This is a genomic window from Arthrobacter sp. EM1, from assembly GCF_029964055.1.
Classification (GTDB): domain Bacteria; phylum Actinomycetota; class Actinomycetes; order Actinomycetales; family Micrococcaceae; genus Arthrobacter.
The window spans coordinates 1,744,913-1,767,282 of record NZ_CP124836.1; the positions used below are offsets into that span (position 1 = coordinate 1,744,913).

Annotated in this window: 24 protein-coding genes and 1 pseudogene; 16 read left to right on the forward strand and 9 right to left on the reverse strand. The window is 66.1% G+C overall.

The features are described 5' to 3' along the window. The first annotated feature begins 96 nt into the window (after positions 1-96). From QI450_RS07965 to QI450_RS07990, 6 genes are all read left to right on the forward strand, one after another. Positions 97-954 (forward strand): winged helix-turn-helix transcriptional regulator, encoded by an 858-nt coding sequence (locus QI450_RS07965; protein ID WP_226774896.1) that lies wholly within the window; start codon positions 97-99, stop codon positions 952-954. Then, positions 954-2,417 carry a Fe-S cluster assembly protein SufB gene (gene sufB, locus QI450_RS07970; RefSeq protein ID WP_226774897.1) on the forward strand — a complete coding sequence of 488 codons (1,464 nt, stop codon included), beginning with the start codon at positions 954-956 and terminating at the stop codon, positions 2,415-2,417. Before QI450_RS07965 ends, sufB begins: the two co-directional genes overlap by 1 nt. Further along, on the forward strand, positions 2,417-3,703 hold the full coding sequence (gene sufD / locus QI450_RS07975; RefSeq protein ID WP_226774898.1) for a Fe-S cluster assembly protein SufD: 1,287 nt from the start codon (positions 2,417-2,419) through the stop codon (positions 3,701-3,703). The genes sufB and sufD overlap by 1 nt, the downstream gene beginning before the upstream one ends. 31 nt (positions 3,704-3,734) lie before the next feature. Then, entirely contained in the window at positions 3,735-4,094 is a 360-nt protein-coding gene (locus tag QI450_RS07980) for a non-heme iron oxygenase ferredoxin subunit (protein ID WP_226774899.1), read from the forward strand. Between the two features lie 87 nt (positions 4,095-4,181). After that, positions 4,182-4,979 (forward strand): Fe-S cluster assembly ATPase SufC, encoded by a 798-nt coding sequence (gene sufC / locus QI450_RS07985; RefSeq protein WP_226774900.1) that lies wholly within the window; start codon positions 4,182-4,184, stop codon positions 4,977-4,979. A gap of 13 nt (positions 4,980-4,992) precedes the next feature. Further along, the gene (locus QI450_RS07990) at positions 4,993-5,325 is read left to right on the forward strand and encodes a metal-sulfur cluster assembly factor (RefSeq protein WP_226774901.1); all 333 of its coding nucleotides are present in this window, start codon (positions 4,993-4,995) and stop codon (positions 5,323-5,325) included. A 93-nt stretch (positions 5,326-5,418) separates the two neighbouring features. Here QI450_RS07990 and QI450_RS07995 read toward each other — a convergent pair whose 3' ends face one another. Further along, complete coding sequence (locus QI450_RS07995) at positions 5,419-6,309, reverse strand: neutral zinc metallopeptidase (protein ID WP_226774902.1); 891 nt, start codon at positions 6,307-6,309, stop codon at positions 5,419-5,421. 58 nt (positions 6,310-6,367) lie between these two features. Between QI450_RS07995 and QI450_RS08000 the strand changes: the two genes are divergently transcribed. Continuing rightward, positions 6,368-7,774: an AMP-binding protein gene (locus tag QI450_RS08000; protein WP_226774903.1), complete on the forward strand. Its 1,407-nt coding sequence runs from the start codon at positions 6,368-6,370 to the stop codon at positions 7,772-7,774. Beyond that, positions 7,767-8,972, forward strand: coding sequence for a thiolase family protein (locus QI450_RS08005; protein ID WP_226774904.1), 1,206 nt, complete (start codon positions 7,767-7,769; stop codon positions 8,970-8,972). Before QI450_RS08000 ends, QI450_RS08005 begins: the two co-directional genes overlap by 8 nt. A gap of 139 nt (positions 8,973-9,111) precedes the next feature. On the opposite strand, the gene QI450_RS08010 is transcribed toward QI450_RS08005, so the two are convergent. From QI450_RS08010 to QI450_RS08020, 3 genes are read right to left on the reverse strand one after another with little or no spacing between them, the layout of a single operon-like run. Beyond that, entirely contained in the window at positions 9,112-9,795 is a 684-nt protein-coding gene (locus QI450_RS08010; protein ID WP_226774905.1) for an energy-coupling factor transporter transmembrane protein EcfT, read from the reverse strand. Continuing rightward, complete coding sequence (locus QI450_RS08015; protein ID WP_226774906.1) at positions 9,792-10,583, reverse strand: ABC transporter ATP-binding protein; 792 nt, start codon at positions 10,581-10,583, stop codon at positions 9,792-9,794. The genes QI450_RS08010 and QI450_RS08015 overlap by 4 nt, the downstream gene beginning before the upstream one ends. Beyond that, positions 10,580-11,272 carry a biotin transporter BioY gene (locus QI450_RS08020; RefSeq protein WP_226774907.1) on the reverse strand — a complete coding sequence of 231 codons (693 nt, stop codon included), beginning with the start codon at positions 11,270-11,272 and terminating at the stop codon, positions 10,580-10,582. The genes QI450_RS08015 and QI450_RS08020 overlap by 4 nt, the downstream gene beginning before the upstream one ends. Before the next feature lie 286 nt (positions 11,273-11,558). Between QI450_RS08020 and QI450_RS08025 the strand changes: the two genes are divergently transcribed. Beyond that, positions 11,559-13,157 carry an ABC-F family ATP-binding cassette domain-containing protein gene (locus QI450_RS08025; protein WP_226774908.1) on the forward strand — a complete coding sequence of 533 codons (1,599 nt, stop codon included), beginning with the start codon at positions 11,559-11,561 and terminating at the stop codon, positions 13,155-13,157. A gap of 13 nt (positions 13,158-13,170) precedes the next feature. On the opposite strand, the gene QI450_RS08030 is transcribed toward QI450_RS08025, so the two are convergent. The 4 genes and pseudogenes from QI450_RS08030 to QI450_RS08045 all read right to left on the reverse strand — a co-directional run bounded on the left by QI450_RS08030 (position 13,171) and on the right by QI450_RS08045 (position 15,289). Further along, on the reverse strand, positions 13,171-13,647 hold the full coding sequence (locus QI450_RS08030; protein WP_226774909.1) for a YbaK/EbsC family protein: 477 nt from the start codon (positions 13,645-13,647) through the stop codon (positions 13,171-13,173). Positions 13,648-13,650: 3 nt separating this feature from the next. Then, a pseudogene (locus tag QI450_RS08035) lies at positions 13,651-14,519 on the reverse strand (SURF1 family protein). After that, positions 14,520-14,768, reverse strand: coding sequence for a hypothetical protein (locus tag QI450_RS08040; protein WP_226774911.1), 249 nt, complete (start codon positions 14,766-14,768; stop codon positions 14,520-14,522). Further along, positions 14,765-15,289 carry a DUF3099 domain-containing protein gene (locus QI450_RS08045; protein ID WP_226774912.1) on the reverse strand — a complete coding sequence of 175 codons (525 nt, stop codon included), beginning with the start codon at positions 15,287-15,289 and terminating at the stop codon, positions 14,765-14,767. The genes QI450_RS08040 and QI450_RS08045 overlap by 4 nt, the downstream gene beginning before the upstream one ends. A gap of 151 nt (positions 15,290-15,440) precedes the next feature. Between QI450_RS08045 and fabG the strand changes: the two genes are divergently transcribed. Both fabG and QI450_RS08055 read left to right on the forward strand, forming a co-directional pair. After that, positions 15,441-16,166 carry a 3-oxoacyl-ACP reductase FabG gene (fabG, locus tag QI450_RS08050; RefSeq protein ID WP_226774913.1) on the forward strand — a complete coding sequence of 242 codons (726 nt, stop codon included), beginning with the start codon at positions 15,441-15,443 and terminating at the stop codon, positions 16,164-16,166. Between the two features lie 281 nt (positions 16,167-16,447). Next, positions 16,448-17,200: an SDR family oxidoreductase gene (locus QI450_RS08055; RefSeq protein ID WP_226774914.1), complete on the forward strand. Its 753-nt coding sequence runs from the start codon at positions 16,448-16,450 to the stop codon at positions 17,198-17,200. A 72-nt stretch (positions 17,201-17,272) separates the two neighbouring features. On the opposite strand, the gene serB is transcribed toward QI450_RS08055, so the two are convergent. Further along, the gene (gene serB / locus QI450_RS08060; RefSeq protein ID WP_226774915.1) at positions 17,273-18,169 is read right to left on the reverse strand and encodes a phosphoserine phosphatase SerB; all 897 of its coding nucleotides are present in this window, start codon (positions 18,167-18,169) and stop codon (positions 17,273-17,275) included. A 133-nt stretch (positions 18,170-18,302) separates the two neighbouring features. On the opposite strand from serB, the gene QI450_RS08065 reads away from it, so the two are divergent. The 5 genes from QI450_RS08065 (at position 18,303) to QI450_RS08085 (ending at position 22,369) form a co-directional block, all read left to right on the forward strand. After that, positions 18,303-19,088 (forward strand): ABC transporter ATP-binding protein, encoded by a 786-nt coding sequence (locus tag QI450_RS08065; RefSeq protein ID WP_226774916.1) that lies wholly within the window; start codon positions 18,303-18,305, stop codon positions 19,086-19,088. Between the two features lie 18 nt (positions 19,089-19,106). Next, a complete protein-coding gene (locus tag QI450_RS08070; RefSeq protein ID WP_226774917.1) occupies positions 19,107-19,892 on the forward strand; it encodes a sulfite exporter TauE/SafE family protein in 786 nt (261 codons plus the stop codon). A gap of 40 nt (positions 19,893-19,932) precedes the next feature. Beyond that, positions 19,933-20,742, forward strand: coding sequence for an RNA methyltransferase (locus tag QI450_RS08075; RefSeq protein WP_226774918.1), 810 nt, complete (start codon positions 19,933-19,935; stop codon positions 20,740-20,742). 136 nt (positions 20,743-20,878) lie between these two features. Further along, complete coding sequence (locus QI450_RS08080) at positions 20,879-21,136, forward strand: type B 50S ribosomal protein L31 (RefSeq protein ID WP_024365679.1); 258 nt, start codon at positions 20,879-20,881, stop codon at positions 21,134-21,136. Between the two features lie 123 nt (positions 21,137-21,259). Then, positions 21,260-22,369 carry a biotin/lipoate A/B protein ligase family protein gene (locus QI450_RS08085; protein ID WP_282359935.1) on the forward strand — a complete coding sequence of 370 codons (1,110 nt, stop codon included), beginning with the start codon at positions 21,260-21,262 and terminating at the stop codon, positions 22,367-22,369. Position 22,370 lies beyond the last annotated feature (1 nt).

Genomic DNA, 22,370 nt, shown 5'->3' on the forward strand with positions numbered 1-22,370 from the left:
GGCTGCTGGCGCCGGCCGGCGCACAGCATCAGCGGGGATAGTCCTGCCTTACTGGATCGGGGGACTAAATTACGACATTATTGTGTTGTGTATTCCATGAGCCCACCCCAGTCTGTTAGCCCTACCGGGCGAACAAGCCTCCCGCGCACGGTGCCAAGGGCATCGTCCGGGTCCGTGGCGGCCGATGCGTCAGTTGCTTTTCCGGCGGCCGATGCCGAAGAGCGCACCCGGGACCGGGTGCTGAATGCCGTGCTCGAACACGGCCCCATCAGCGCAACTGAACTCGGGGACCTGCTGGGGTTCACGTCCGCGGCGGTACGACGGCACCTGGACCACCTCTCCAGCGGTGGCGTGATCGAAGTTAAGCGGGCGGCCCGCTCCGGAGCGGGGGCAGGGCGTCCGGCGCGCCGTTACGTCCTCAGTTCACAGGGCCAGCAAACACTCGGAAACGACTACCTCGACATCGCTTCCCTGGCGCTGCGGCGCCTGGGCGAAATGGCGGGCCCTGAGGCCGTGCGGCAGTTCGCCGTCGAGCGTTTCGGCGAAATGGAGCGCCGCTACGCGCCCGAGATTGAGGCGGCCGGGCAGGACATCACTGCCCGTGCCCAGGCGCTTTCGGAGGCGCTGAGCCGCGACGGGTTCGTGGCCTCCACTGCGTCGATCGAGGCGCGGGCGCCGCTGCCGGCGGCTCTCTCCAGCGTGCAGCTCTGCCAGGGACATTGCCCCATCCAACAGCTCGCCGCGCAGTTCCCGGTGTTCTGCGACGTCGAGACCGACGTGTTTTCCCGGCTGGTGGGCGTTGATGTCCGCCGCTTGTCCACACTGGCCCGCGGCGGCCACGTCTGCACCACCCACATACCTACAGGCCGTCCGGCGGCCACGGTGCCTCACAGCACCGCAACCAACCCGGGCAGCCTGGACGAAGTATCCAACCATCTGCAAGAAAGGCCGTGATGACGGACCAACTATCAGAGAAGAAGGTTGCTGAATCCACTGTGATTTCGGAGATTCTGGAAAAGAATCCCGAGCTCCACGGAATCGGTACCTATGAGTACGGCTGGTCCGACAAGAACGACGTCGGCGCCAACGCCCGCCGGGGCATCAACGAGGACGTCGTCCGCGACATTTCAGCCAAGAAGAACGAGCCGGAATGGATGCTGGACCTGCGCCTCAAGGGTCTGAAGTACTTCGACCGCAAGCCCATGCCAACCTGGGGCGCTGACCTCTCCGGCATTGACTTCGACAACATCAAATACTTCGTGCGGTCCACGGAAAAGCAGGCCAACACCTGGGAAGACCTGCCTGAGGACATCCGGAACACCTACGAGAAGCTGGGTATTCCGGAAGCCGAGCGCAGCCGCCTGGTCTCCGGCGTGGCTGCACAGTACGAGTCCGAGGTTGTCTACCACCAGATCCGCGAGGACCTCGAAGCGCAGGGCGTGATCTTCCTGGACACTGACACCGCGCTGCGCGAGCACCCGGAGATCTTCCAGGAATACTTCGGCACCATCATCCCGGTGGGCGATAACAAGTTCGCGTCGCTGAACACCTCGGTGTGGTCCGGCGGCTCGTTTGTGTACGTTCCCAAGGGCGTCCACGTGGACATCCCCCTGCAGGCCTACTTCCGCATCAACACGGAAAACATGGGCCAGTTTGAGCGCACGCTGATCATCGCGGATGAGGACTCCTACGTCCACTACATCGAAGGCTGCACGGCGCCGATCTACACCTCGGACTCGCTGCACTCCGCAGTAGTGGAAATCATCGTCAAGAAGGGCGCCCGCGTCCGCTACACGACCATCCAAAACTGGTCCACCAACGTGTACAACCTGGTCACCAAGCGCGCCATCTGCGAAGAGGGCGCCACGATGGAGTGGATTGACGGCAACATCGGCTCCAAGGTCACCATGAAGTACCCGGCGGTCTACCTTGTCGGGGAAGGCGCCAAGGGCGAGACCCTCTCGATTGCGTTTGCCGGCGAAGGCCAGCACCAGGACACCGGCTCCAAGATGGTCCACATCGCTCCGAACACAAAAAGCTCGATAGTTTCCAAGTCCGTGGCCCGCGGCGGCGGACGTGCCGCCTACCGCGGTCTGGTCCAGGTCCGCGAGGGCGCGAAGCACTCGGCCAACACCGTCCGCTGCGACGCTCTCCTGGTGGACACCATCAGCCGTTCGGACACGTACCCCTACATCGACATCCGTGAAGATGATGTGACGATGGGGCACGAGGCCACCGTCTCGCGGGTCAGCGAGGAGCAGCTGTTCTACCTGATGTCACGCGGTATGCGCGAAGACGAGGCCATGGCGATGATCGTCCGCGGCTTCATCGAGCCGATTGCCCGTGAGCTGCCGATGGAATACGCCCTCGAGCTGAACCGCCTGATTGAACTGCAGATGGAAGGATCGGTCGGTTAATGACTGACATCACTACTGAAAAAGCCCGCATCGGCGCGCCCTCCGCCCAGCCGTTCATCAACGGTTTCACCGAGGAAGGCGAAAGCCTCTCCCCGCTGAACTCTGCGGAGTCCAAGTCGCCCCTGGCCGGCGAAGCCGTCAAGGCCCACTCGCACGGCGGCGGCGTTGGTATTCCGGACAGCTCGCGCGCCGGGCGCCTGACCTCCTACAAACTGGCGGACTTTAAGCCGCTGACCGGGATGGAAGAAGACTGGCGGTTCACCCCGCTCAAGCGGCTCCGCGGCCTGCACACCGACGTCCTCGACGGCGCTGCGCCGACCGTGAGCGTCACCGCCCCCGAAAGCGTTGTGGTCGAGACCGTCGGCCGTGAGGACCGCCGGATCGGCTCTGCCGCGATCCCCGAGGACCGTGTCTCCGCGAACGCCTGGGAGAATTTCACCGAAGCCACCGTCATTACGGTTCCGGCCGAGGTCCAGGTGGAGGGCGAAGTCAGCGTCCTGCTGACCGGCCAAGGTACCGAAGCTTCCGCGCAGCACCTGGTGATTGTTGCGGAACAGTTCTCCAAGTCCGTGATTGTCCTGGACCACCAGGGCACGGCTGTCGTCTCGGAAAACATCGAGATCCTCGTCGGGGACGGCGCGCAGCTGACGGTCATCTCGCTCCAGGAATGGAACGACGACGCCGTACACGCCTCGTCCCAGCAGGTGAAGCTCGGCCGTGACGCCAAGTTCAAGCACATCGTCGTCAGCCTGGGCGGGGATCTGGTGCGGGTGACGCCGTCGGCCCGCTTCACGGCTCCCGGCGCTGAAGTGGAACTGTTCGGCCTGTATTTCGCCGATGCCGGCCAGCACCTGGAGCAGCGCCTCTTTGTGGACCATGCAGTCGCCAACTGCAAGTCCAACGTGCTTTACAAGGGCGCCCTGCAGGGCCGCAATGCGCACGCCGTCTGGGTGGGTGACGTCCTGATCCGCAAGGAAGCAGAGGGCACCGACACGTACGAGGCCAACCGCAACCTGGTCCTCACCGACGGTGCCCGCGCCGATTCCGTGCCGAACCTGGAAATCGAGACCGGCCTGATTGCCGGGGCCGGACACGCCAGCGCAACCGGAAGGTTCGATGACCAGCACCTGTTCTACCTGATGGCCCGCGGAATTCCGGAAGAGGTGGCCCGCCGTCTGGTGGTCCGCGGCTTCCTGAACGAGATCATCCAGCAGATCCAGGTCCCGGCCATCGAGGAGCGCCTCACGGAAGCCGTCGAGCGCGAACTCGCGGCGACGGAAAACTAAAGCGCAGCACGAGAGAACACGGAAACCAGCAATGACTGAACAGCCACAAGGCGAGCTCGTCTGCAAAGCCAGTGAGATCCAACTCAAGCAGGCGCTGCGGATCCTGGTCGACGACTTCCCCGTCGCGATCGTCAAGGACTCGATGGGGGAGATCCACGCCATCGGTGATACCTGCTCGCACGCGGACATTTCACTCTCCGAGGGTGAGGTGGAGGGCTGCAGGATCGAGTGCTGGGGCCACGGCTCACAGTTCGACCTGCGCAGCGGCGAGCCGCTGCAGCTGCCGGCGTACGACCCTGTTCCTGTCTTTGCCGTCACCGTCCTGGACGACGAGGTCTATGTGGACTTCACCAACGTCCTGAACGGTGCCGAGGCCCCGAACTTCAGCTAGCTGCCTGCAGCCGGCCCCCGCACAAGAAACTTATCGACAAAGAACCGCACAGTGCCACAGGGCACCGTGCAGAGGAGAACAAGGCACATGTCTACTCTTGAGATCAAGGACCTGCACGTCAGCATTGACACCGAGCAGGGCACAAAGGAAATCCTGAAGGGCGTCAGCCTGACAATCCGCACGGGCGAGACCCACGCCATCATGGGCCCGAACGGTTCCGGCAAGTCGACCCTGGCGTCCACCATCGCCGGTCACCCGCGCTACAACGTCACCTCCGGCACCATCACGCTGGACGGCGAGGATGTCCTCACCATGAGCGTCGATGAGCGCGCCCGCGCCGGCGTATTCCTGGCCATGCAGTACCCCGTCGAAGTTCCCGGCGTCAGCATGACGAACTTCCTGCGCACCGCCAAGACCGCGATCGACGGCGAAGCACCCAAGCTGCGGACCTGGACCAAGGACGTCAAGGCTGCCATGGCGCAGCTGCGCATTGACGCCGACTTCACCCAGCGCAACGTCAATGAGGGTTTCTCCGGCGGCGAGAAGAAGCGCGTCGAGATCCTTCAGCTGGAGCTGTTCAAGCCGAAGTTCGCCATCCTGGACGAGACCGACTCCGGCCTCGACGTCGACGCACTGAAGGTTGTCTCCGAAGGCGTCAACCGCGCCCACTCAGAGGGCAAAATGGGCACCTTGCTGATCACGCACTACACCCGGATCCTGCGCTACATCAAGCCGGACTTCGTGCACGTGTTTGTTGACGGCCAGGTTGTCGAAGAGGGCGGCCCGGAGCTCGCCGACCGCCTCGAAGATGAAGGCTACGACCGCTACGCCACCGGCGCAGGAGCGGCCACCATCGCTGCCGCTTCCGCTGCAGCACAGGCCTAGTGAGGACTATACGATGACCGAACTCAATGTGGCCCGCACGGCCCTCGAGGATGTCGAAGAGGCGCTTATGGATGTGATCGACCCTGAACTGGGCGTGAACATCGTTGATCTGGGCCTCCTGTACGGACTGAAGTACTCGGACGACGATGGCGCCCTGCTGATCGACATGACGCTGACGACGGCTGCCTGCCCGCTCACCGATGTGATCGAGGAGCAGGTCGGCAAGGCCCTCGACGGGGTCGTCGACGAATGGCGGCTGAACTGGGTGTGGATGCCGCCGTGGGGTCCGGAACGGATCACCGAAGACGGCCGCGACCAGATGCGGGCCCTCGGCTTCAACATCTAAGTCTGCACCGCGTCCCGGACGTACAGACGACGGCGGGCCCACCCCCTGGGGGCGGGCCCGCCGTCGGCGTTTCACGGCCTGCAGGGTCTGCGGCTACGGGGTGGCGCCGGTGAAGGTGTCGCACTGCTTGATATCCCCGGACGTGTAGCCCCGGTAGAACCAGGTCTGGCGCTGGGCACTGGAACCGTGGGTCCAGGCCTCCGGAGTCACCTTGCCGGTCGCGGCCTTCTGGATCCGGTCATCACCGACCGCCGAGGCAGCGGACAGCGCGTCCTTGAGGTCTTGCTCCTTGAGCGGTTCCAGGAACGGCACCCCGGTCGCGGGATCCTTCGCGGTGGTGGCGTAGTGCACCCACAAGCCCGCGTAGCAGTCAGCCTGCAGTTCCACCCGGACGGCCCCGGATTCGGGTCCTTGGGGATCCTGCTGGGCCCGGTCCAGGTTCCCCAGGATGTTCTGGACATGGTGGCCGAACTCGTGGGCCACCACATACTCCTGCGCCAGCGGTCCGCCGGAAGAGCCAAACCGATCCACCAGTTCCTGGAAAAAGCCCGGGTCAAAGTACGCGGTACTGTCGGCGGGGCAGTAGAACGGCCCCACCTCCGAGGTGGCATTGCCACAGCCTGTGCCGGTGGCCGCAGCGAAGATAACAGTTTGCGGTTGCGGGTACCGGGTGCCGGTTTCCGCCAGGTAGGCGGGCCAGAACGCGTTCAGGCTGTTGACCGTTCCCGTGATCCGGCAGTCGAGGCGGGCGTCCGCATCGGCACCTGTCAGGCAGGCCGCGGCGGCGCCCTGCCCCTGCGGCCCGGGGTCCTGCGTGCTGCTTCCGCCAAGGCCATCCAGCAGGGCGGGATTTACGCCGAGCAGGACTGCGATCAGCAGGACGATGCCCCCGCCAATCCCGCCGCCGACCTTGACTCCGCGGCCCGCGCCGCGGCGGTCTTGTACCTGGGATGGGTCCAGTTGGACGTTGTCATTAAAACTCATGGAGTCACATTATCGTGGACCGGCTGCCCGGTACTCCCCGGCCGGTAAAGTTGATTCGATGCCATTTATTAACAGACTCCTGCAGTGGGCCGATGACCGCCCCGACGGTACCGCCGTCGTGGTGGCCGGGCAGCGCCTGAGCTGGGAGGAACTGCGCGAGGCGGCCGCCGGCCTGGTGGACGGCTCGCCCGCGGTGACGGTGCTCTGTGAGGAGAACTCCCTGCACTTCGCCGCGGCGTTTACGGCCGCGGTGGCGGGGGAGCGGCAATGCGCGGTGCTGGACCCGGCCTGGCCGCCGCACCTGCAGGACGAAATCAGGAAACGGATTGGCGACGCAGTTCCGGCCGCGGATGCGCTGGTCGCCGGGTCCGCTCTGGTGGACGGGCCGGCCGGGTCCCCGTTCCTGATCGGCCTGACCTCGGGCACCACGTCGGTTCCCAAGGCATTCAGCCGTTCCCGCCGGTCCTGGCGGCTGTCCTTTGACGCCTCGGTGGAGTTCTTCGGCCTGGAACCGGGGGACAGGACCCTGGCGCCCGGCCCGCTGGCCGCCAGCCTAAACCTCTATGCCCTGTCCGAATGCCTGTATGCAGGCTCGGAGTTCCACACCCTGGCCAAGTTCGACGTCGGAGAGGCACACGCTGCCGTCAGCCACGACGGAATCACCCGGCTGGTCCTGGTCCCTACGATGCTCCGGCTCCTTAGCGAACGGGGCCTAAGCGGTGGTGTCGACGCAGCCGGCATCCGGAGCATCATCTGCGCCGGTTCGAAGCTGGACGCGCGGACCCTCGAGGCGGCACGCCGCTGGGCACCCAATGCCACCATCTTCGAGTACTACGGCGCCTCGGAGCTCAGCTTCGTCTCCGGCGCGGGCCTCCTGCCCGGGCAGCCCCCGGAACAGCTCGGAACCGGGATCGGCACGGCGTTTCCCGGCGTCGCAATCCGCATCCTCGACGACGCCGGAGACCCGTTGCCCGACCGAAGCGTTGGCAACATCTGCGTGCGCAGCGGGATGGTCAGTGACGGCTACCTCTGGGGCGACGACGGCCGCGCGCTGCAGAACGTCAACGGATGGCACACCGTGGGAGACCAGGGCTACCTTGAGGGCGCCACGCTGCACATGCTGGGCCGACGCGCAGAGATGATCATCACCGCCGGCACCAACGTCTACCCGCATGAGGTGGAGCTGGCTTTGGCTTCCATTCCGGGCGTGGCCGCCGCTGTTGCCGCGGGCCCTGCGGATGATCTCCGCGGCCAGAAGGTCGTCGCCGGCATTGTCCCCTCCCACGGGGGCGTGACAGCGACCCAGCTGAAGGCGGGCGTTGAGGGCGTGCTGGCCCGCAGCAAACGGCCGTTGCAGTACTTCCTCCTGGCGGAGCTTCCCCTGACGGACCGCGGCAAACTCAGCCGGGAACTGATGCTCGACTGGATCGCCCGCAACGACCCCCGGGTCCGGCGCCTTGACTAACCCCAGCACACTGATTCTTCCCGAGGACCGGCAGCCGGTCATCATCGCCGCCAGGCGCACCCCGATTTGCCGGGCCAACGGAGTCCTAAAGACCGTGCCCGCCCATGAACTCCTCGCCCCCGTCCTCCAAAGCCTGCTGCGCGACACGGCCGTGGCCCCGGAAGCTGTCGAGGACGTTCTGATCGGCAACGCCGTGGGCGGCGGCGGAAACGTGGCCCGGCTAGCGGCCCTCGGAGCCGGGCTGCCCGTCAGCGTCCCCGGTCTCACAGTGGACCGCCAGTGCGGCTCCGGTCTCGACGCAATTGTGCTCGCTTCCCGCTTTGTGGCCGCAGGCGGCGGCGGACTGTATCTGGCCGGCGGTGTGGAAAGCATCAGCACGGCCCCGCTTCGCGCCCGCACAAATAGCGCCGGCGTCCCGGAGTTCTTCTCCCGGGCGCAGTTTGTCCCCCCCGGATACGGTGACCCTGATATGGGGCAGGCCGCGGAAAACGTGGCCTCCCGCTTCGGGATCAGCCGGGAGCGCCAGGACGCCGGTGCGCTGCGCAGCCACCACCGCGCCCTGGCTTCGGCAGCGGCAGGACTCTTCGACGCCGAGATAGTTGAACTCCCCGGGGTGTCCGGACCGGACGGTCCGCGCACCATCCGGAGCGACGACGGGCCGCGCCGCGGGTTGACAGCGGCTGTGCTGGCCCGGTTCCCGCCGGCGTTTGCCGCCGCCGGTACCGTCACCGCAGGGAACTCATGCTTCGACGCCGACGCGGCCGCCGCCGTCGTGATCACCTCGGTCGAACGGGCACGTTCGCTCGGCGCCCGCGACGGGCTTTTGGTCCGGGACACGCAGACGGCGGGCGTGGATCCGGAACTCTTGGGCATCGGCGCGGCGGTGGCGGCCGCGCGGGTGCTGGGCCGCAGCCGCGTTACGGCCGCGGAGCTGGGCCTGGTCGAGTTCAACGAGGCATTCGCAGCCCAGACGATTGCGTGCCTGGACCGGCTCGGCATCGACCCGGAGCGCGCAAACCTCGATGGCGGGGCCCTGGCCCTCGGGCACGCCTACGGGGCGTCCGGCGCGGTGCTGGTCACCCGGCTGCTGGCCCAGGCCCGCCGCACCCCGGTGCAGGGACAGCTGGCGCTTGCCCTGATCAGCATCGCCGGCGGAATGGGAACCGCGGCGCTGCTGGAATACCGGAGTCTTCGGTAGTTGCGTCCCTGCCTCCGGTGGACATGCCCAACCGCCGTCGGCGCATGGACATGCCCAACCCCGGGCTCACCCGGTGGACATAACAGGTCTGGGTCCAGTGGCACGGGCCAGGGGAGGACATGTCCAGCGGCGGGTGCGGCTAGGGGAGGACATGTCCAGCGGCGGGTGGGGCTGGCTCGCCATGCCCCTCGGTCCCGGTCCCGGTCTCGGCTTCGCCCAGGCCGCGAGCAGCGAGCGCCTCTCCGGTTTGCCGGGCAAAGGCGACTGTGGTGATAAAGACCGGGAGGATCAGGGCACGGGGGTTGCGTTCGAGCCCGCGGGCTCGGGCGGCATCGCGGACGTCGCCATAGGCGCCGGCGATGAACGGGATGCTGCGGAGCATAATGGCGATGGTCAATGCGAAGCGCTCGGGATCCGCACCGAGGCGCCGGAAGGGCCGCGCCAGCGAAGCAACCCCGTCGAGCAGCCGCTGCACCGGGGTGGTGGCGGTGAGGATCGACGCCGCCACAATACAGACCAGCACGTTCAAGACAATCCGTGCCGCGGTAGGACCGCCCAGCTGCCACCACTGGAACACCCCGATCACCAGCAGCACCGGAAGCACCGGCCGGACCGCCTGCATCAGCCGCGACAGGCCTGCGCCGCCCAGCAGGAACACCACGGACAGCACTGCCAGAGCTGCTGCCGAAGCGGCCCAGTCCACAATCAGGAACGACGCAAGGCCGCAGCCGACAACCAGCAGGAACTTCAGCCACAGCGGTGCGCGGTGCAGCAGGGTATCTCCGGGCACATAGTTGGCGAGCAGGAACGCGTGGTTGCTCATAGCTGTTCCGCCTGCGGATGCCCCCGCCTCGGCCGGACCGGACCGGGGGCCGGAGCTTGAGTGGGTCGTGGCCAGGAGCCGAAGGGCCCGCCGGCGCAGAGCCCGCGGTAGTGCTCGACGGCGGCGGCAGGGCCGCCGTCGAACACCACCGTGCCGGCGTCGACCACAAGGACCCGGTCAAGGTCCAGCGCCAGCTCCAGATCGTGGGTGGAGAGGATGACCTGCTGGCTGAGCCCGGCCAGGGTGCGCCGCAGCAGTTCCCGGTTGCGCAGGTCCAGCAGGGTCGACGGCTCGTCCAGGACCAGCACGGCCGGATCCACGGCCAGGACCGCCGCAAGAGCCAACAATTGGCGTTCCCCGCCGGACAGCTCGTAGATGCTCTGGTCCGCCAGGGGCAACAGCCCAAAGCGCTCCAGCACCGCTTCGGCCTTGCTTCGCCGGTCCCGGGCATTGCGGACCGAACGCCGGAGGGAAAGTTCCACATCCTCTCGGCCGGTCGGCATGACGAGTTGGGACAGCGGATCCGTAAAGACAAAACCAACGCGCCGGCGTACTTCCCGGACTGCGCGGACGGTGTCCTGCCCGTCTACAGTGACAGTCCCGCTGCTTGGTTGCACGAGCCCGTTCAACAGCCGCAACAGGGTGGACTTGCCGGAGCCGTTGGCACCAATCACTCCGATCCGCTGCTCCGTGAATCGCAGGGTGAGCCCCTTCAGCAGGGTCTTCGGCTCGGCCCGGCCGTCGATGTCCACCCGCACCGCGGCCCGGTCCAGCACGATGGTGCTCATGGCCGCTGGGCCGCCTTGGCGTTGGAACTGCTGCCGGCCGCGGGGCCGGCCGGCAGAACGGTTTGGACCCGGCGGAGCAGCAGGTCCGGGAAGGCCTTGTGCAGGGTCAGCGCAATTGTCACGGCCAGCACGTTTTTGATCACATCTCCCGGGTAGAAGACCAGGTCACCGAGGAACGCTTTTTCGAAGTCAAGCTTTGCATTAACCATCACACCCAGGATGCCGAGGCCGTGGACGAAGATGATGCTGCTCACCATCGCAGCAGCAAAGAGAAGCGCCGGGCGGCCCCTGCCGGTACGGCCCGCGGTCCGCCGGAGCACCATTGCGCTGAGCCAGCCCACCGCCGTCGCGGCAAACACGAAGCCGATGATGTAACCCGCCGAAGGACCGGCCAGGACCCCGAGCCCGCTGCGTCCGCCGCTGAAGATCGGCAGCCCGGCGAGACCAAGGAGCACATAGAGCCCGACGGCGGCAAACGCCCTGCCGGGGCCGAGCGCGAGACCGGTCAGCATCACGGCGAGCGTCTGCACCGTGATGGGAACACCCAGCCCGGCCACCGGAACGGCGGCAATCAAGGCTGAGCCGGCCACCAGCGCAGCGAAAACCGCGATCAGTGCCAGGTCGGTGGCGTTCCAGCGGTTCCGTTGCCGGGCGCGGGTGGCGGCGTCGCTGCCAGTGGTCTCTGTCATGGGATTTCCTATCGCAAGTGACACGGGGACTGCTCCTGGATTTGACTCTACGGCCGCAGCGGCAAGGGTTTTTTGTAGATGCCCTACTAACCAGCGGACCGCCGGCTGGAGGCCCCCGCCAACAGCTGGCCACCGGAGATTCGGGCCGCCGGCGGCGTCCTTGTCAACAGCCGTAGGCTGGGCCGGTAGACTTGAAGCGGCCGTTCTCTCGGCCACACTGCCCCGGCCCCCACCAGATTCCACCGTTGTGCCGCGGCGTTCCCCGTTGTGAAAGGCCTTAGCTGCATTGATTACCGTCCAGGATCTCGAACTGCGCGCCGGCGCCCGCCTCCTTATGGACCAGGTGAGTTTCCGGATCGACAAAGGAGACAAGATCGGCCTTGTTGGTCGTAACGGTGCAGGCAAGACCACTCTGACCCGGGTACTTGCAGGCGAGGGCCAGCCGGCCGGCGGCAAGGTCACCCGCAGCGGCGAGATCGGCTACCTGCCGCAGGACCCCCGGACCCCGGACATGGAGCAGCTGGCCCGCGACCGGATCCTGTCCGCCCGCGGACTGGACATCGCAGTCGGCAAACTCCGGCAGACCCACGAGGACATGGCCAGCGAAGACGCTGAGGTCCAGCGCAAGGCCATGAACCGCTACGACCGGCTTGAATCGGAGTTCCTGGCCGCCGGCGGTTACGCGGCCGAAGCTGAGGCCGCGGCGATCTGCTCCAACCTCGCACTGCCGGACCGGCTGCTGAACCAGCCGCTCAAAACCCTCTCCGGCGGTCAGCGCCGCCGCGTCGAACTCGCCCGCATCCTCTACTCCGACGCCGAGACGATGCTCCTCGATGAACCCACCAACCACCTGGATGCGGACTCGATCGCCTGGCTCCGCGAGTTCCTCAAGAACCACCAGGGTGGTCTGATAGTTATCAGTCACGACACCGAGCTGCTTGAGGCCACCGTCAACAAGGTGTTCCTGCTCGATCCCAACCGCGCCCAAATCGACTTCTACAACATGGACTGGAAGCGTTACCTCACCCAGCGCGAGACGGACGAGCGTGCGCGCAAGCGGGAGCGCGCCAATGCCGAGAAGAAGGCCCAGGTCCTCTTCGACCAGGCCAACAAGATGCGCGCCAAGGCCACCAAAGCTGTGGCCGCGCAGAACATGGCCAAGCGTGCCGAGCGTCTGCTCGGCGGCCTGGAAGCCGTGCGTGCCACCGACCGCGTTGCGGCGCTGCGCTTCCCGGATCCGTCGCCTTGCGGCAAAACCCCGCTCACCGCCGACGGCCTCAGCAAGTCCTTTGGCTCGCTGGAAATCTTCACCGACGTCGACCTGGCCATCGACCGCGGTTCCAAGGTGGTCATTCTGGGCCTCAACGGCGCCGGGAAGACGACCCTGCTGCGGATGCTCGCGGGCGTCGACAAGCCGGATACCGGCGAAGTCGTGGCAGGCCACGGTCTGAAAGTTGGTTACTACGCGCAGGAGCACGAGACGCTCGACGTCGACCGCACGGTCCTGCAGAACATGCGTTCCTCAGCCCCGGACATGAACGACGCCGAAGTGCGCAACATCCTGGGTTCGTTCCTGTTCTCCGGTGACGACGTCGACAAACCCGCCGGTGTGCTCTCCGGCGGTGAGAAGACCCGGCTGGCCCTCGCCACCATCGTGGCCTCCAGCGCGAACGTACTGCTCCTCGATGAGCCCACGAACAACCTCGACCCGGCAAGCCGCGCAGAAATCCTCGGGGCCTTGAGCAACTACACCGGCGCTGTTGTGCTTGTCAGCCACGATGAAGGCGCCGTGGCGGCGCTGAACCCGGAGCGGGTTGTGCTGCTGCCCGACGGCATCGAGGACCACTGGAACGAAGACTACCTGGACCTGATTACCCTGGCGTAGGGCGGGCCGCACGTTACCGTACGGCCAGCACTGTGGCTTCGGTGATCCGCTGCAGCTCAACGTAGCTGATGGAGAACATCGAGTTGTGGTCTCCGGCACCGGCCCAAAGAACGGGGTGGGCCGCCAGCGACTGATCGAGCAGCGTCCTGATTTTTTTCGGATGCCCGACCGGTGCGACGCCGCCTACTTCCTGGCCCGTATGTTCGAGCACAAAGCCGGGCGAGGCCCGGCGGATCCTGCCGGCGCCAAGTTCCGCGCTGACCTTTGGGAGATCAACTTTCGCCGCCCCGCTGGCCAGGATCAGCAGCGGCACCCCTTCGAGGTCGAAGACCAGGCTGTTGGCGATGGCGGCGACGTCGCAGCCCAGGGCGGCGGCCGCGGCGGCCGCCGTCGGGACAATCGAGTCGAAAACCGTAACGGTGTCCGCGGCACCGAGCGCGTGCAATGCGTGCTGCACCCTGGCCACGGGCCCCGGCAGCGGGCCGTCCACGCCTCAGAACCCCTGGGCGTCCAGGAGGGCGTCTTCCTCTTCCTCCGCGGTGGCTTGCTTCCGTTTGCGGGGGACCGGACGACGGCGCACGGCAGTGCCGCTGGAATGGGTCGGCCCGCCGTCGGTTTGGGCGTCCTCGGCGTCAATGGCCGCGTTTCGTGCCTGCTGCCTGGCCGCGTACCCGAAGCCGATGAACATCAGCACGCCAAACGCGAACCACTGCAGCGAGTAGGAGAGGTGGGTTCCCTCGTCCGTGGAGGGCTTGGGGAAGGGGAAGGGCATATCCGCCGCGGCCGGGCTCTCTGACGCAAGCTGCCCGTAAGCGCCGCTGAGCAGGGGATACCCCAGCTGGGCGGAATAGGCGGCGAGGTCAATCGAGGCCAGCTGGCCGTCCGGGGCGCCGCGCTGGAGAGCGGGCTCGGCCGGCTTCAGGCGGGCGACGACTGTCACTGTGCCTTGCGGGGGGCAGGAACCGCGTCGGGGCGTCCCGGGGTGTTGTTGCCGATCGGCAACCAGCCCCGGTCGATCACCACCGTCTCACCGGTGTCCACCCGGAACGGGACAACAACTTCGTAGCCCGGCTGGCCGTTGAGCGGGCGGTTGCGGACCACGCGCTGGCCACCGACGTCGTAGCTGCCCTTCAGTTCCACCTGTGTCCACTCGCGTTCGGGCGCCAGCGCGCTGAACTGGCCCTTGACCTCAGCGAAAGGAACGGGCGCGGCGGAATAGTTCGACGTGACGCGGTTGATGCCGGCCAGGGTCTCCGCCCGGCGATCCATCTGCCAGCGGCCCAAGCCGACGCAGGCCGCGGCAAATATGGCGGCCAGCAACAGGTACCCCAGCCATTTGCTGGAGAACAGAAAACGGTACATTCAGCTTGCCCTGCCTGCCGGGTTCAGTGCCACTGTGTCCTTCCAGAGCCCGCGGGCCTGCAGGTACTCCTCGAACCAGGGCCGGTGTTCTCCGCAGGCCAGCCAGATCTTGCGCCGGTCCGGGGTGTGGATTTTGGGGTTGTTCCAGCGGAGCTGCCATTCAGCGCCGCGCCGGCAGCCCTTCCGGGAGCAGAAAGCTTCGGCCGGACCGGCCTCACCGCTGTTTCCGGTCAGGTCAAAGAGGTTCATGATGCGGCCCTTCCGTGTTTCCCGTCGCCGCCGGCGTTTCGCTCTGGAACCTCCGCGGACGCCTGCGTGAGGTCATCATCATCAACGATTTCGCCTTGCAGCAGCGTCATCGACGGGTCCTCCGGCGCCGGGGCAACCGGGCCGCCGGGACCGGTAGGGGCAGCCGGGCCGGCCGCCTCGCCCGGACCGGCGGGCGCTTCAAGCTGAGCCAGTGGCGCATAGTCCAGCAGCGAATCGGAGTGGATCTCGGCCGCATCGCTGCCGTTGGCCACTATAACGGCAAACCAGGGCAGGAACACGGCGCCGACGATCGGGAGGATCTTGAGCCAGCCGTCCACCACAAAAATCAGGACCAGGCACACCATGCGGATACCCATGGCGACGGCGTACTTGATCATCCGCTGGCGCATCTCTTCAGAGTGTGCGGCGGCGGCGTCAGTAATGCTGTGAACCTCGGAGTCACCGGACGGTAGTTCCGGATTCCCGTCCGCAGGTCCACGGGGTCGGTTTTTGAGTGTCAAGGCTGTCAGATCACGCTCCCAGGGCTCAGTTCAATTCTCTCACCAACGACGGGGCCGCCCAAACGCGGGCCCGCCGGGCGCTAAGATCGAAGGCAGGAAAAATCCCGCCCACCAGCGCGGCGCCGGCCGCCGCAGAATTCCGGAGCCCACCATGCCTGAAACAGCCAGCACCGGCCGCAGTGTCCTGATCACCGGCGGAAACCGCGGAATTGGCCTCGCCATCGCCGAAGCGTTCCTCGCCAACGGGGATAAAGTGGCAGTCACCTACCGCAGCGAAGCGGATCTCCCGGCCGGCATTCTTGGCGTTAAGGCCGACGTTACGGACGAAGCATCCGTGGACGCCGCGTTCGCGGACGTGGAGGCGGCCCACGGTGCGGTCGAGGTGCTGGTCGCCAACGCCGGTATCACCAAAGACACCCTCCTGATGCGCATGAGCGAGGACGACTTCACCTCTGTCATCGACACCAACCTTACGGGCGCTTTCCGCGTGATCAAGCGGGCCTCCAAGGGTATGATCCGGGCCCGCAAGGGCCGCGTGGTCCTGATCTCGTCCGTCTCGGGCCTCTTCGGCGCACCGGGCCAGATCAACTATTCGGCCTCCAAGGCCGGCCTCGTCGGCATCGCCCGCTCACTGACGCGCGAGCTGGGCGCCCGCGGTATCACTGCCAACGTTGTGGCACCTGGCTTCATCAACACCGACATGACGGCGGAACTGCCCGAGGCAACGCGGAAGGACTACCTGTCCAAGGTTCCCGCTGCGCGCTTTGCCGAGGCCTCCGAGGTGGCCAACGTGGTCCGCTGGATCGCCAGTGACGAGGCCGCCTACATCTCAGGTGCCGTCATCCCGGTCGACGGCGGCCTCGGCATGGGCCACTAAGCCGGATCCGGACGCGCCGTGGACCCGGCGGGAGCCGCGGCGCCCCCGGCGGTGGTGGCACCGGCCGGGTGGTTCCCGGACGGCACCATTGCGGCGGTGCAGACCGAAGTTCCGGGGAGTGATCCGCACAGGAGCGGAACCCGTGCCGGCGTCCTCGGCCCTGGTCGGCACTAGCCTGCCGCAGCTTCTTTGTTGACCCCAAACAACTGAAATCACCCGCAGCGCTGGCATGATGGTCTGCAGACCCACCGTTTTTGGACGTTTGGAACAAAGGAGCTCGAATGGGACTGCTGGATAACAAGACCGCAATCGTGACCGGTTCGTCGCGGGGCATTGGCGCTGAGGTAGCCAAGTTCCTCGCCGCCGAAGGCGCCGCCGTCGTGGTGAACTACCGCCAGAAGGCGCCCCGCGCCAACAAGGTGGTTGCGGAAATCGAGGCGGCCGGCGGCCGCGCTGCCGCCGTCGGAGCGGACCTCACCACCCAGGAAGGCGTCCAGGCTCTCGCCAGTGCCGCGATGGAGAACTTCGGTTCCCTCGACATCCTGGTCCTCAACGCCTCAGGCGGGATGGAATCCGGCATGGAGGAGGACTACGCGCTCAAGCTCAACCGGGACGCCCAGGTGAATATGCTTAATGCCGCAGTGCCGTTGCTGCCCGAGGGTGCCCGCGTGGTCTTTGTCACGAGCCACCAGGCGCATTTCATCAACACGGTGCCCACCATGGAGAACTATGAGCCGGTGGCACGCAGCAAGCGCGCCGGTGAAGACGCACTCCGCGAACTCATTCCAAACCTTGCCGAAAAGGGCATCTCCCTTGTCGTCGTTTCCGGCGACATGATCGAGGGAACCGTCACGGCGACTTTGCTGGACCGCTCCAACCCGGGCGCCATCGAAGCCCGCCGCGCCGAGGCCGGACGGTTGTACTCCGTGAAGGAGTTCGCGGCAGAGGTCGCCAAGATGGCCACTGCCGACGTCGAAAGCGGGCACACCGAATACGTCGGCGGGGCCGACTACTTCGACAAGAGCAGCAACTGATGACTGGCTGCTTATGCGGTTAGCGGCAAAGGCCGGGGCACCTGCCCCGGCCTTTGCCGCCGCTGCCGCGGTTCAAACGCCGGCGATAAACCGAACAGCGTCGAGATAGGGCAGGTTCACTGCGGCGTCCGCCACCGCCCGGACTGCAGGTTTGGCGTTGAACGCCACCCCGATCCCGGCCGCTTCGAGCATGTCCAGGTCGTTGGCGCCGTCGCCCACAGCAATTGTGTGCTCCATCGGGATGCCTTCTATGGCGGCCCATTCACGCAGGTATTTCTCCTTCGCCGCCCGGTCGATGACCGCACCGAGGACTTTCCCGGTCAGCGCACCATCGGCGATTTCCAGTTCGTTGGCGATCCAGTAATCAAGGCCAAGGCCCTCCGCGATCGGTTCCAGGATCTGGTTAAAGCCGCCGGAGACCACCGCCACCACATGGCCGGCGGCCCGGAAAGCTGCCACGAGCTCGGCCGCGCCGGGACTCAGCGCGACCTCGGCGCGGACGGCGTCGACGACGTCGGCTGGCAGCCCGGCAAGCACCGCCACCCGTGCGTGCAGGCTCTGGGCAAAATCCAGTTCTCCTCGCATGGCGGCCTCGGTCACCGCTGCCACTTCTTCGCGCTTGCCGGCGTGTGCCGCGAGCAGTTCAATCACTTCCTGCTGAATGAGGGTGGAGTCCACGTCCATGATGAGGAATTTCCGCTGCGCATTGCGGAGCGTGGCCGGCACGATCGCCGTGTCGATTCCGGCCGCGCCGTTTGCTGCAACTGCCCGGCGGAGGTCAGCGAGCGCCGCCCCGGACTGGCTCCCGGCAAAGCTCAGGTCCGCCATGTGAACATCAAAACGGCCGTCGCCGGTGCGGGTCTCCGCGTCCAGCGTCAGTCCCGCTGCCGCGAGCAGCGAACGGATCCGCTGCACCTCGGGAAGACTCAGTTTCGGGGCATAGCTCACGGCTGTCACTAACAGGTTCATGGCAGTAATCCTAGCGATCCGGCGGATACGGCTCCGAATTCGTTGCGTCCCGGTGACGCCTCGGCTGGCGGACAACACGGCCCCGGGGTACCGGTTATCAGTCGCCCGGTTTTTTGTCCTAGTGTCTACTCCTATGAGTGATGTTCTTGAAATGGCCGCCGTCAGCGTTGTACGTGGGGCAAAGACCCTCCTGGACAAGGTCGACTGGCAGGTCAAGGAAGGCGAACGTTGGGTGATCCTGGGTCCCAACGGTGCCGGCAAGACCACTCTGCTCCAACTGGCCGCCGCGCGGATACACCCCACGTCCGGGATGGCCGGCATCCTGGAGGAAATTCTTGGCGCCGTCGACGTTTTTGAGCTCAGGCCCCGGATCGGGCTGTCCTCAGCGGCACTGGCCAACCAGATCCCAGGACACGAGAAGGTCCTCAACGTCGTTGTCACGGCAGCCTACGGCGTCACCGGAAGGTGGCGGGAGGGCTATGAGAAAGACGACGAACGCCGCGCTTTCGCCCTCCTGAACGAGTGGGGCATGGGCCCGCTGCTCAACCGGAGCTTCGCTTCCCTCTCCGAGGGGGAGCGCAAGCGGGTCCAGATCGCCCGGGCCCTGATGACCGATCCCGAGCTGCTGCTCCTCGATGAACCCGCCGCCGGGCTCGACCTGGCCGGCCGGGAGGACCTGGTCTACCGGCTAAGCAGCCTTGCCCGCGACGAGGCTGCGCCGGCCATGGTGCTGGTCACGCATCACCTGGAGGAAGTCCCGCCGGGCTTCACCCACGCCATGCTGCTCCGCGACGGCGCCGTGGTGGCCAAGGGCCCGATTGAAGCCGTCCTCACGGCCGCGAACCTGAGTAAAACGTTCGGGCTGCAGCTGGACCTCAGCGTCGTGGCAGGCCGGTACACGGCCACCGCACGCCGCTGAACCGGCGGCTGAGCGCGCGTGGATTTCTTCAATAGCGTCTTCATTTTTTTCGCCGGACTCTGGGCCGGCACCATCAACAGTGTGGTCGGTTCCGGCACCCTGGTGACGTTCCCGGTGCTGATCGCGCTCGGCTACGCGCCCGTGACGGCGTCCATCAGCAATGCGATGGGCCTGGTCGCCGGGAACGCCGCCGGAGCCTGGGGCTACCGCAAGGAATTGTCGGGGCGAGGCAAACAGCTGCTTCGGCTGTTGCCCGCCTCGCTGCTGGGCGGCATCACGGGGGCGTACCTGCTGCTGCATCTGCCGGAAAAGGTCTTCCATTACGCCGCGCCGGCCCTGATTGTGCTGGCTCTGCTGATGGTGGTGTTCCAGCCGCGGCTGCAGCAGTGGGTCAGGGTCCGGGAGCAGAACCCCGAACACGCCATCCGGGACCGCAGCCACGGTGTAATCCTCGTGGGCCTGGTCTACCTCGCCGGTGTCTACGGAGGCTACTTTGTTGCCGCCCAGGGCATCCTGCTGGTCGGGATTCTGGGCATCTTTATGACCGGCACCATCCAGAACGCCAATGCGATGAAAAATATCCTGGTCCTGGGCGTGAACGTCGTGGCAGCGGCCTCCTATTTGCTATTTGCCTTCGGCCGGATCGAATGGGCCGTCGTCGGTTTGATTGCGGTCAGTTCACTGATCGGCGGTTTCGTCGGGTCCAAAGTCGGTCGACGGCTGTCCCCGGTGGTGCTGCGCGGCGTCATCTTCGTTTTGGGCCTGGTGGCCCTCGGTTTTATGATCGCCAACCTCTTCAAGTAGCCCGATGACCGTTGATAGCTTCCGCTGAAATGACCCGCCAGTGACTTTCCACCGCCTCGACTCCGCCGATGACCCCCGGGTCTCGGACTACACCCAGCTCACGGACGTGCACCTGCGTAAGCTCCGCGAACCCGCAGAGGGTATGTATATCGCGGAGTCTTCCCGGGTACTGCGCCGGGCCCTCGCCGCGGGGCACCGGCCCCGTTCCTTCTTCCTGGCCGACAAATGGCGTGCAGACCTCGCGGACATTTTTGAGCAGTACCCGGACGTTCCCGCCTACATCGGTTCCGCGGCCCTGCTGGAGGACATCACCGGTTTCCACCTGCACCGCGGCGCGATGGCTGCCATGCAGCGCCCCGAACCTGTGCCGCTGCCCGAGCTCCTCGCCGGGGCACACCGGGTCGCCGTGCTGGAGGACATTGTGGACCACACAAACGTGGGCGCGATTTTCCGTTCAGCGGCGGCCCTGGGGGTCGACGCCGTCCTGATCTCGCCGCGCTGCGGGGACCCGCTGTACCGCCGCAGCGTCAGGGTCAGCATGGGGGCGGTGTTCCAGGTGCCGTGGGCCCGGCTGGAGGACTGGCCGGGGGACCTGCGGGTACTCCGCAGCCATGGCTTTACAGTGGCAGCCATGGAGCTCACGGACGACGCCGTGGACCTGGACGATCTGGCTGAGCGGCAGCCGCAGAAACTCGCCCTGGTCCTCGGTACCGAGGGCGCCGGGATGAGCGCGTCCACCCTCGCCGCCGTCGATCTCGCCGTCAAAATCCCGATGCGCGCCGGCGTTGACTCGCTCAACGTCGCTGCTGCCTCCGCCGTAGCCTTCTGGGAGCTTCGTCCGCGCGGTTGAACAGCATCACCTGCCAGGCGGCGAAGGCGCCGGCTTTCCGCTATGATTGATAGCTGGCCGTCCGGTGCATTCCGCTGGCCATCCCATTCATACCTGGCAACTGGCAAAATCCAGTTGTGCGAACAAAGGTCCAATTATGAAGTCTGATACTCACCCGAAGTACGAAGCTGTTGTTTTCAACGACCTGGCTTCCGGCGTCAAGTTCCTGACCAAGTCCACCGTGTCTTCCAAAAAGACCATCGAGTGGGAAGACGGAAACACCTACCCGGTTATCGACGTCGAAATCTCCTCCGAGTCCCACCCGTTCTACACGGGCAAGCAGCGCATTATGGACTCTGCAGGCCGCGTCGAGCGCTTCAACGCTCGCTTCAAGGGCTTCGGCGGCAAGAAGTAACTTCTTCTCCCCAAGGTCTTTTGGAAAAGCCCGCACCGGTGACGGTGCGGGCTTTTTGCGTCCCGGGCGGTGCGGCGCTGCAGCGTGGTTGCGGTGCGGTCACCGCGTGGCAGGATTAAGGACATGACGTCCCCCTCCCCATCCCCGGCCCCCCGTTCCACCTCCCCTGACGACGACGGCCGCCGGCACGGGGAGTACAAGGTCCCCGGCGGCAAACTGGTGGTGGCCGATTTCGACGTCGTTGACGGCATGCTCGCGAACGTCTCACTCAGCGGGGACTTCTTCCTGGAACCCGATGAGGCGCTGCTGGAGATCAACCGGGCACTCACCGGCCTCGCCGCGGACACCAGTGCTGCGGACCTCGCGGCCGCGGTGGCAGCGGCCCTGCCGCCGGACGCCGTCCTGTTCGGTTTTTCCGCCAACGCGATAGCGGTCACGGTCCGGCGCGCCCTCGCTAAGGCCACCGGCTGGGGGGACCACCATTGGAACATCATCGCCCCGTCCGTGCTGCCCACCCGGATCAACGTTGCCTTGGACGAGGTGTTGACGGAAGAAGTTGGCGCGGGGCGCCGCAACCCCACCCTGCGCTTCTGGGACTGGGAAGAACCGTCAGTCGTGATCGGTAGTTTCCAGTCGTTCCGCAACGAACTGGATCCCGCCGGCGTCGAACGCCACGGCATCAGTGTGGTCCGCCGGATCAGTGGAGGGGGAGCGATGTTTATGGAGGCAGGCAACTGCATCACGTACTCCCTGTACCTGCCGCAGAGCCTGGTGGACGGCATCAGCTTTGCCGATTCCTACGGTTTCCTCGACGCCTGGGTGATGTCAGCCCTTGAGAAGGTCGGGATCAGCGCCTTCTACGTGCCGCTCAACGACATCGCCACCGAGCAAGGCAAGATTGGCGGTGCGGCGCAGAAGCGGCTCGCGAACGGCGGCATGCTGCACCACGTGACCATGAGCTACGACATCGATGCGGACAAGATGGTCGACGTCCTGCGGATCGGCAAGGAGAAGCTTTCCGACAAGGGCAGCCGGAGCGCAAAAAAGCGGGTCGACCCGCTCCGGCGGCAGACGGGGCTGAGCCGCGCCGAAATCGTCGCGGCCATGATCGATGTCTTCGCCGAACGCTACGCCGCGACTCCCTCGGAAATCACCCACGCCGAGCTCGCGGCCGCGCACCAGCGGGTTGAGGACAAGTTCGGCACCGCGGAGTGGCTGCACCGGGTGCCCTGAG

Excerpts from the sequence above, each read along its gene's own strand:
- QI450_RS07965 (WP_226774896.1), top strand. The coding sequence starts at position 97 with ATGAGCCCACCCCAGTCTGTTAGCCCTACCGGGCGAACAAGCCTCCCG.
- sufB (WP_226774897.1), top strand. The coding sequence starts at position 954 with ATGACGGACCAACTATCAGAGAAGAAGGTTGCTGAATCCACTGTGATT.
- sufD (WP_226774898.1), top strand. The coding sequence starts at position 2,417 with ATGACTGACATCACTACTGAAAAAGCCCGCATCGGCGCGCCCTCCGCC.
- QI450_RS07980 (WP_226774899.1), top strand. The coding sequence starts at position 3,735 with ATGACTGAACAGCCACAAGGCGAGCTCGTCTGCAAAGCCAGTGAGATC.
- sufC (WP_226774900.1), top strand. The coding sequence starts at position 4,182 with ATGTCTACTCTTGAGATCAAGGACCTGCACGTCAGCATTGACACCGAG.
- QI450_RS07990 (WP_226774901.1), top strand. The coding sequence starts at position 4,993 with ATGACCGAACTCAATGTGGCCCGCACGGCCCTCGAGGATGTCGAAGAG.
- QI450_RS07995 (WP_226774902.1), bottom strand. The coding sequence starts at position 6,309 with ATGAGTTTTAATGACAACGTCCAACTGGACCCATCCCAGGTACAAGAC.
- QI450_RS08000 (WP_226774903.1), top strand. The coding sequence starts at position 6,368 with ATGCCATTTATTAACAGACTCCTGCAGTGGGCCGATGACCGCCCCGAC.
- QI450_RS08010 (WP_226774905.1), bottom strand. The coding sequence starts at position 9,795 with ATGAGCAACCACGCGTTCCTGCTCGCCAACTATGTGCCCGGAGATACC.
- QI450_RS08015 (WP_226774906.1), bottom strand. The coding sequence starts at position 10,583 with ATGAGCACCATCGTGCTGGACCGGGCCGCGGTGCGGGTGGACATCGAC.
- QI450_RS08020 (WP_226774907.1), bottom strand. The coding sequence starts at position 11,272 with ATGACAGAGACCACTGGCAGCGACGCCGCCACCCGCGCCCGGCAACGG.
- QI450_RS08040 (WP_226774911.1), bottom strand. The coding sequence starts at position 14,768 with ATGAACCTCTTTGACCTGACCGGAAACAGCGGTGAGGCCGGTCCGGCC.
- fabG (WP_226774913.1), top strand. The coding sequence starts at position 15,441 with ATGCCTGAAACAGCCAGCACCGGCCGCAGTGTCCTGATCACCGGCGGA.
- QI450_RS08055 (WP_226774914.1), top strand. The coding sequence starts at position 16,448 with ATGGGACTGCTGGATAACAAGACCGCAATCGTGACCGGTTCGTCGCGG.
- serB (WP_226774915.1), bottom strand. The coding sequence starts at position 18,169 with ATGAACCTGTTAGTGACAGCCGTGAGCTATGCCCCGAAACTGAGTCTT.
- QI450_RS08065 (WP_226774916.1), top strand. The coding sequence starts at position 18,303 with ATGAGTGATGTTCTTGAAATGGCCGCCGTCAGCGTTGTACGTGGGGCA.
- QI450_RS08080 (WP_024365679.1), top strand. The coding sequence starts at position 20,879 with ATGAAGTCTGATACTCACCCGAAGTACGAAGCTGTTGTTTTCAACGAC.
- QI450_RS08085 (WP_282359935.1), top strand. The coding sequence starts at position 21,260 with ATGACGTCCCCCTCCCCATCCCCGGCCCCCCGTTCCACCTCCCCTGAC.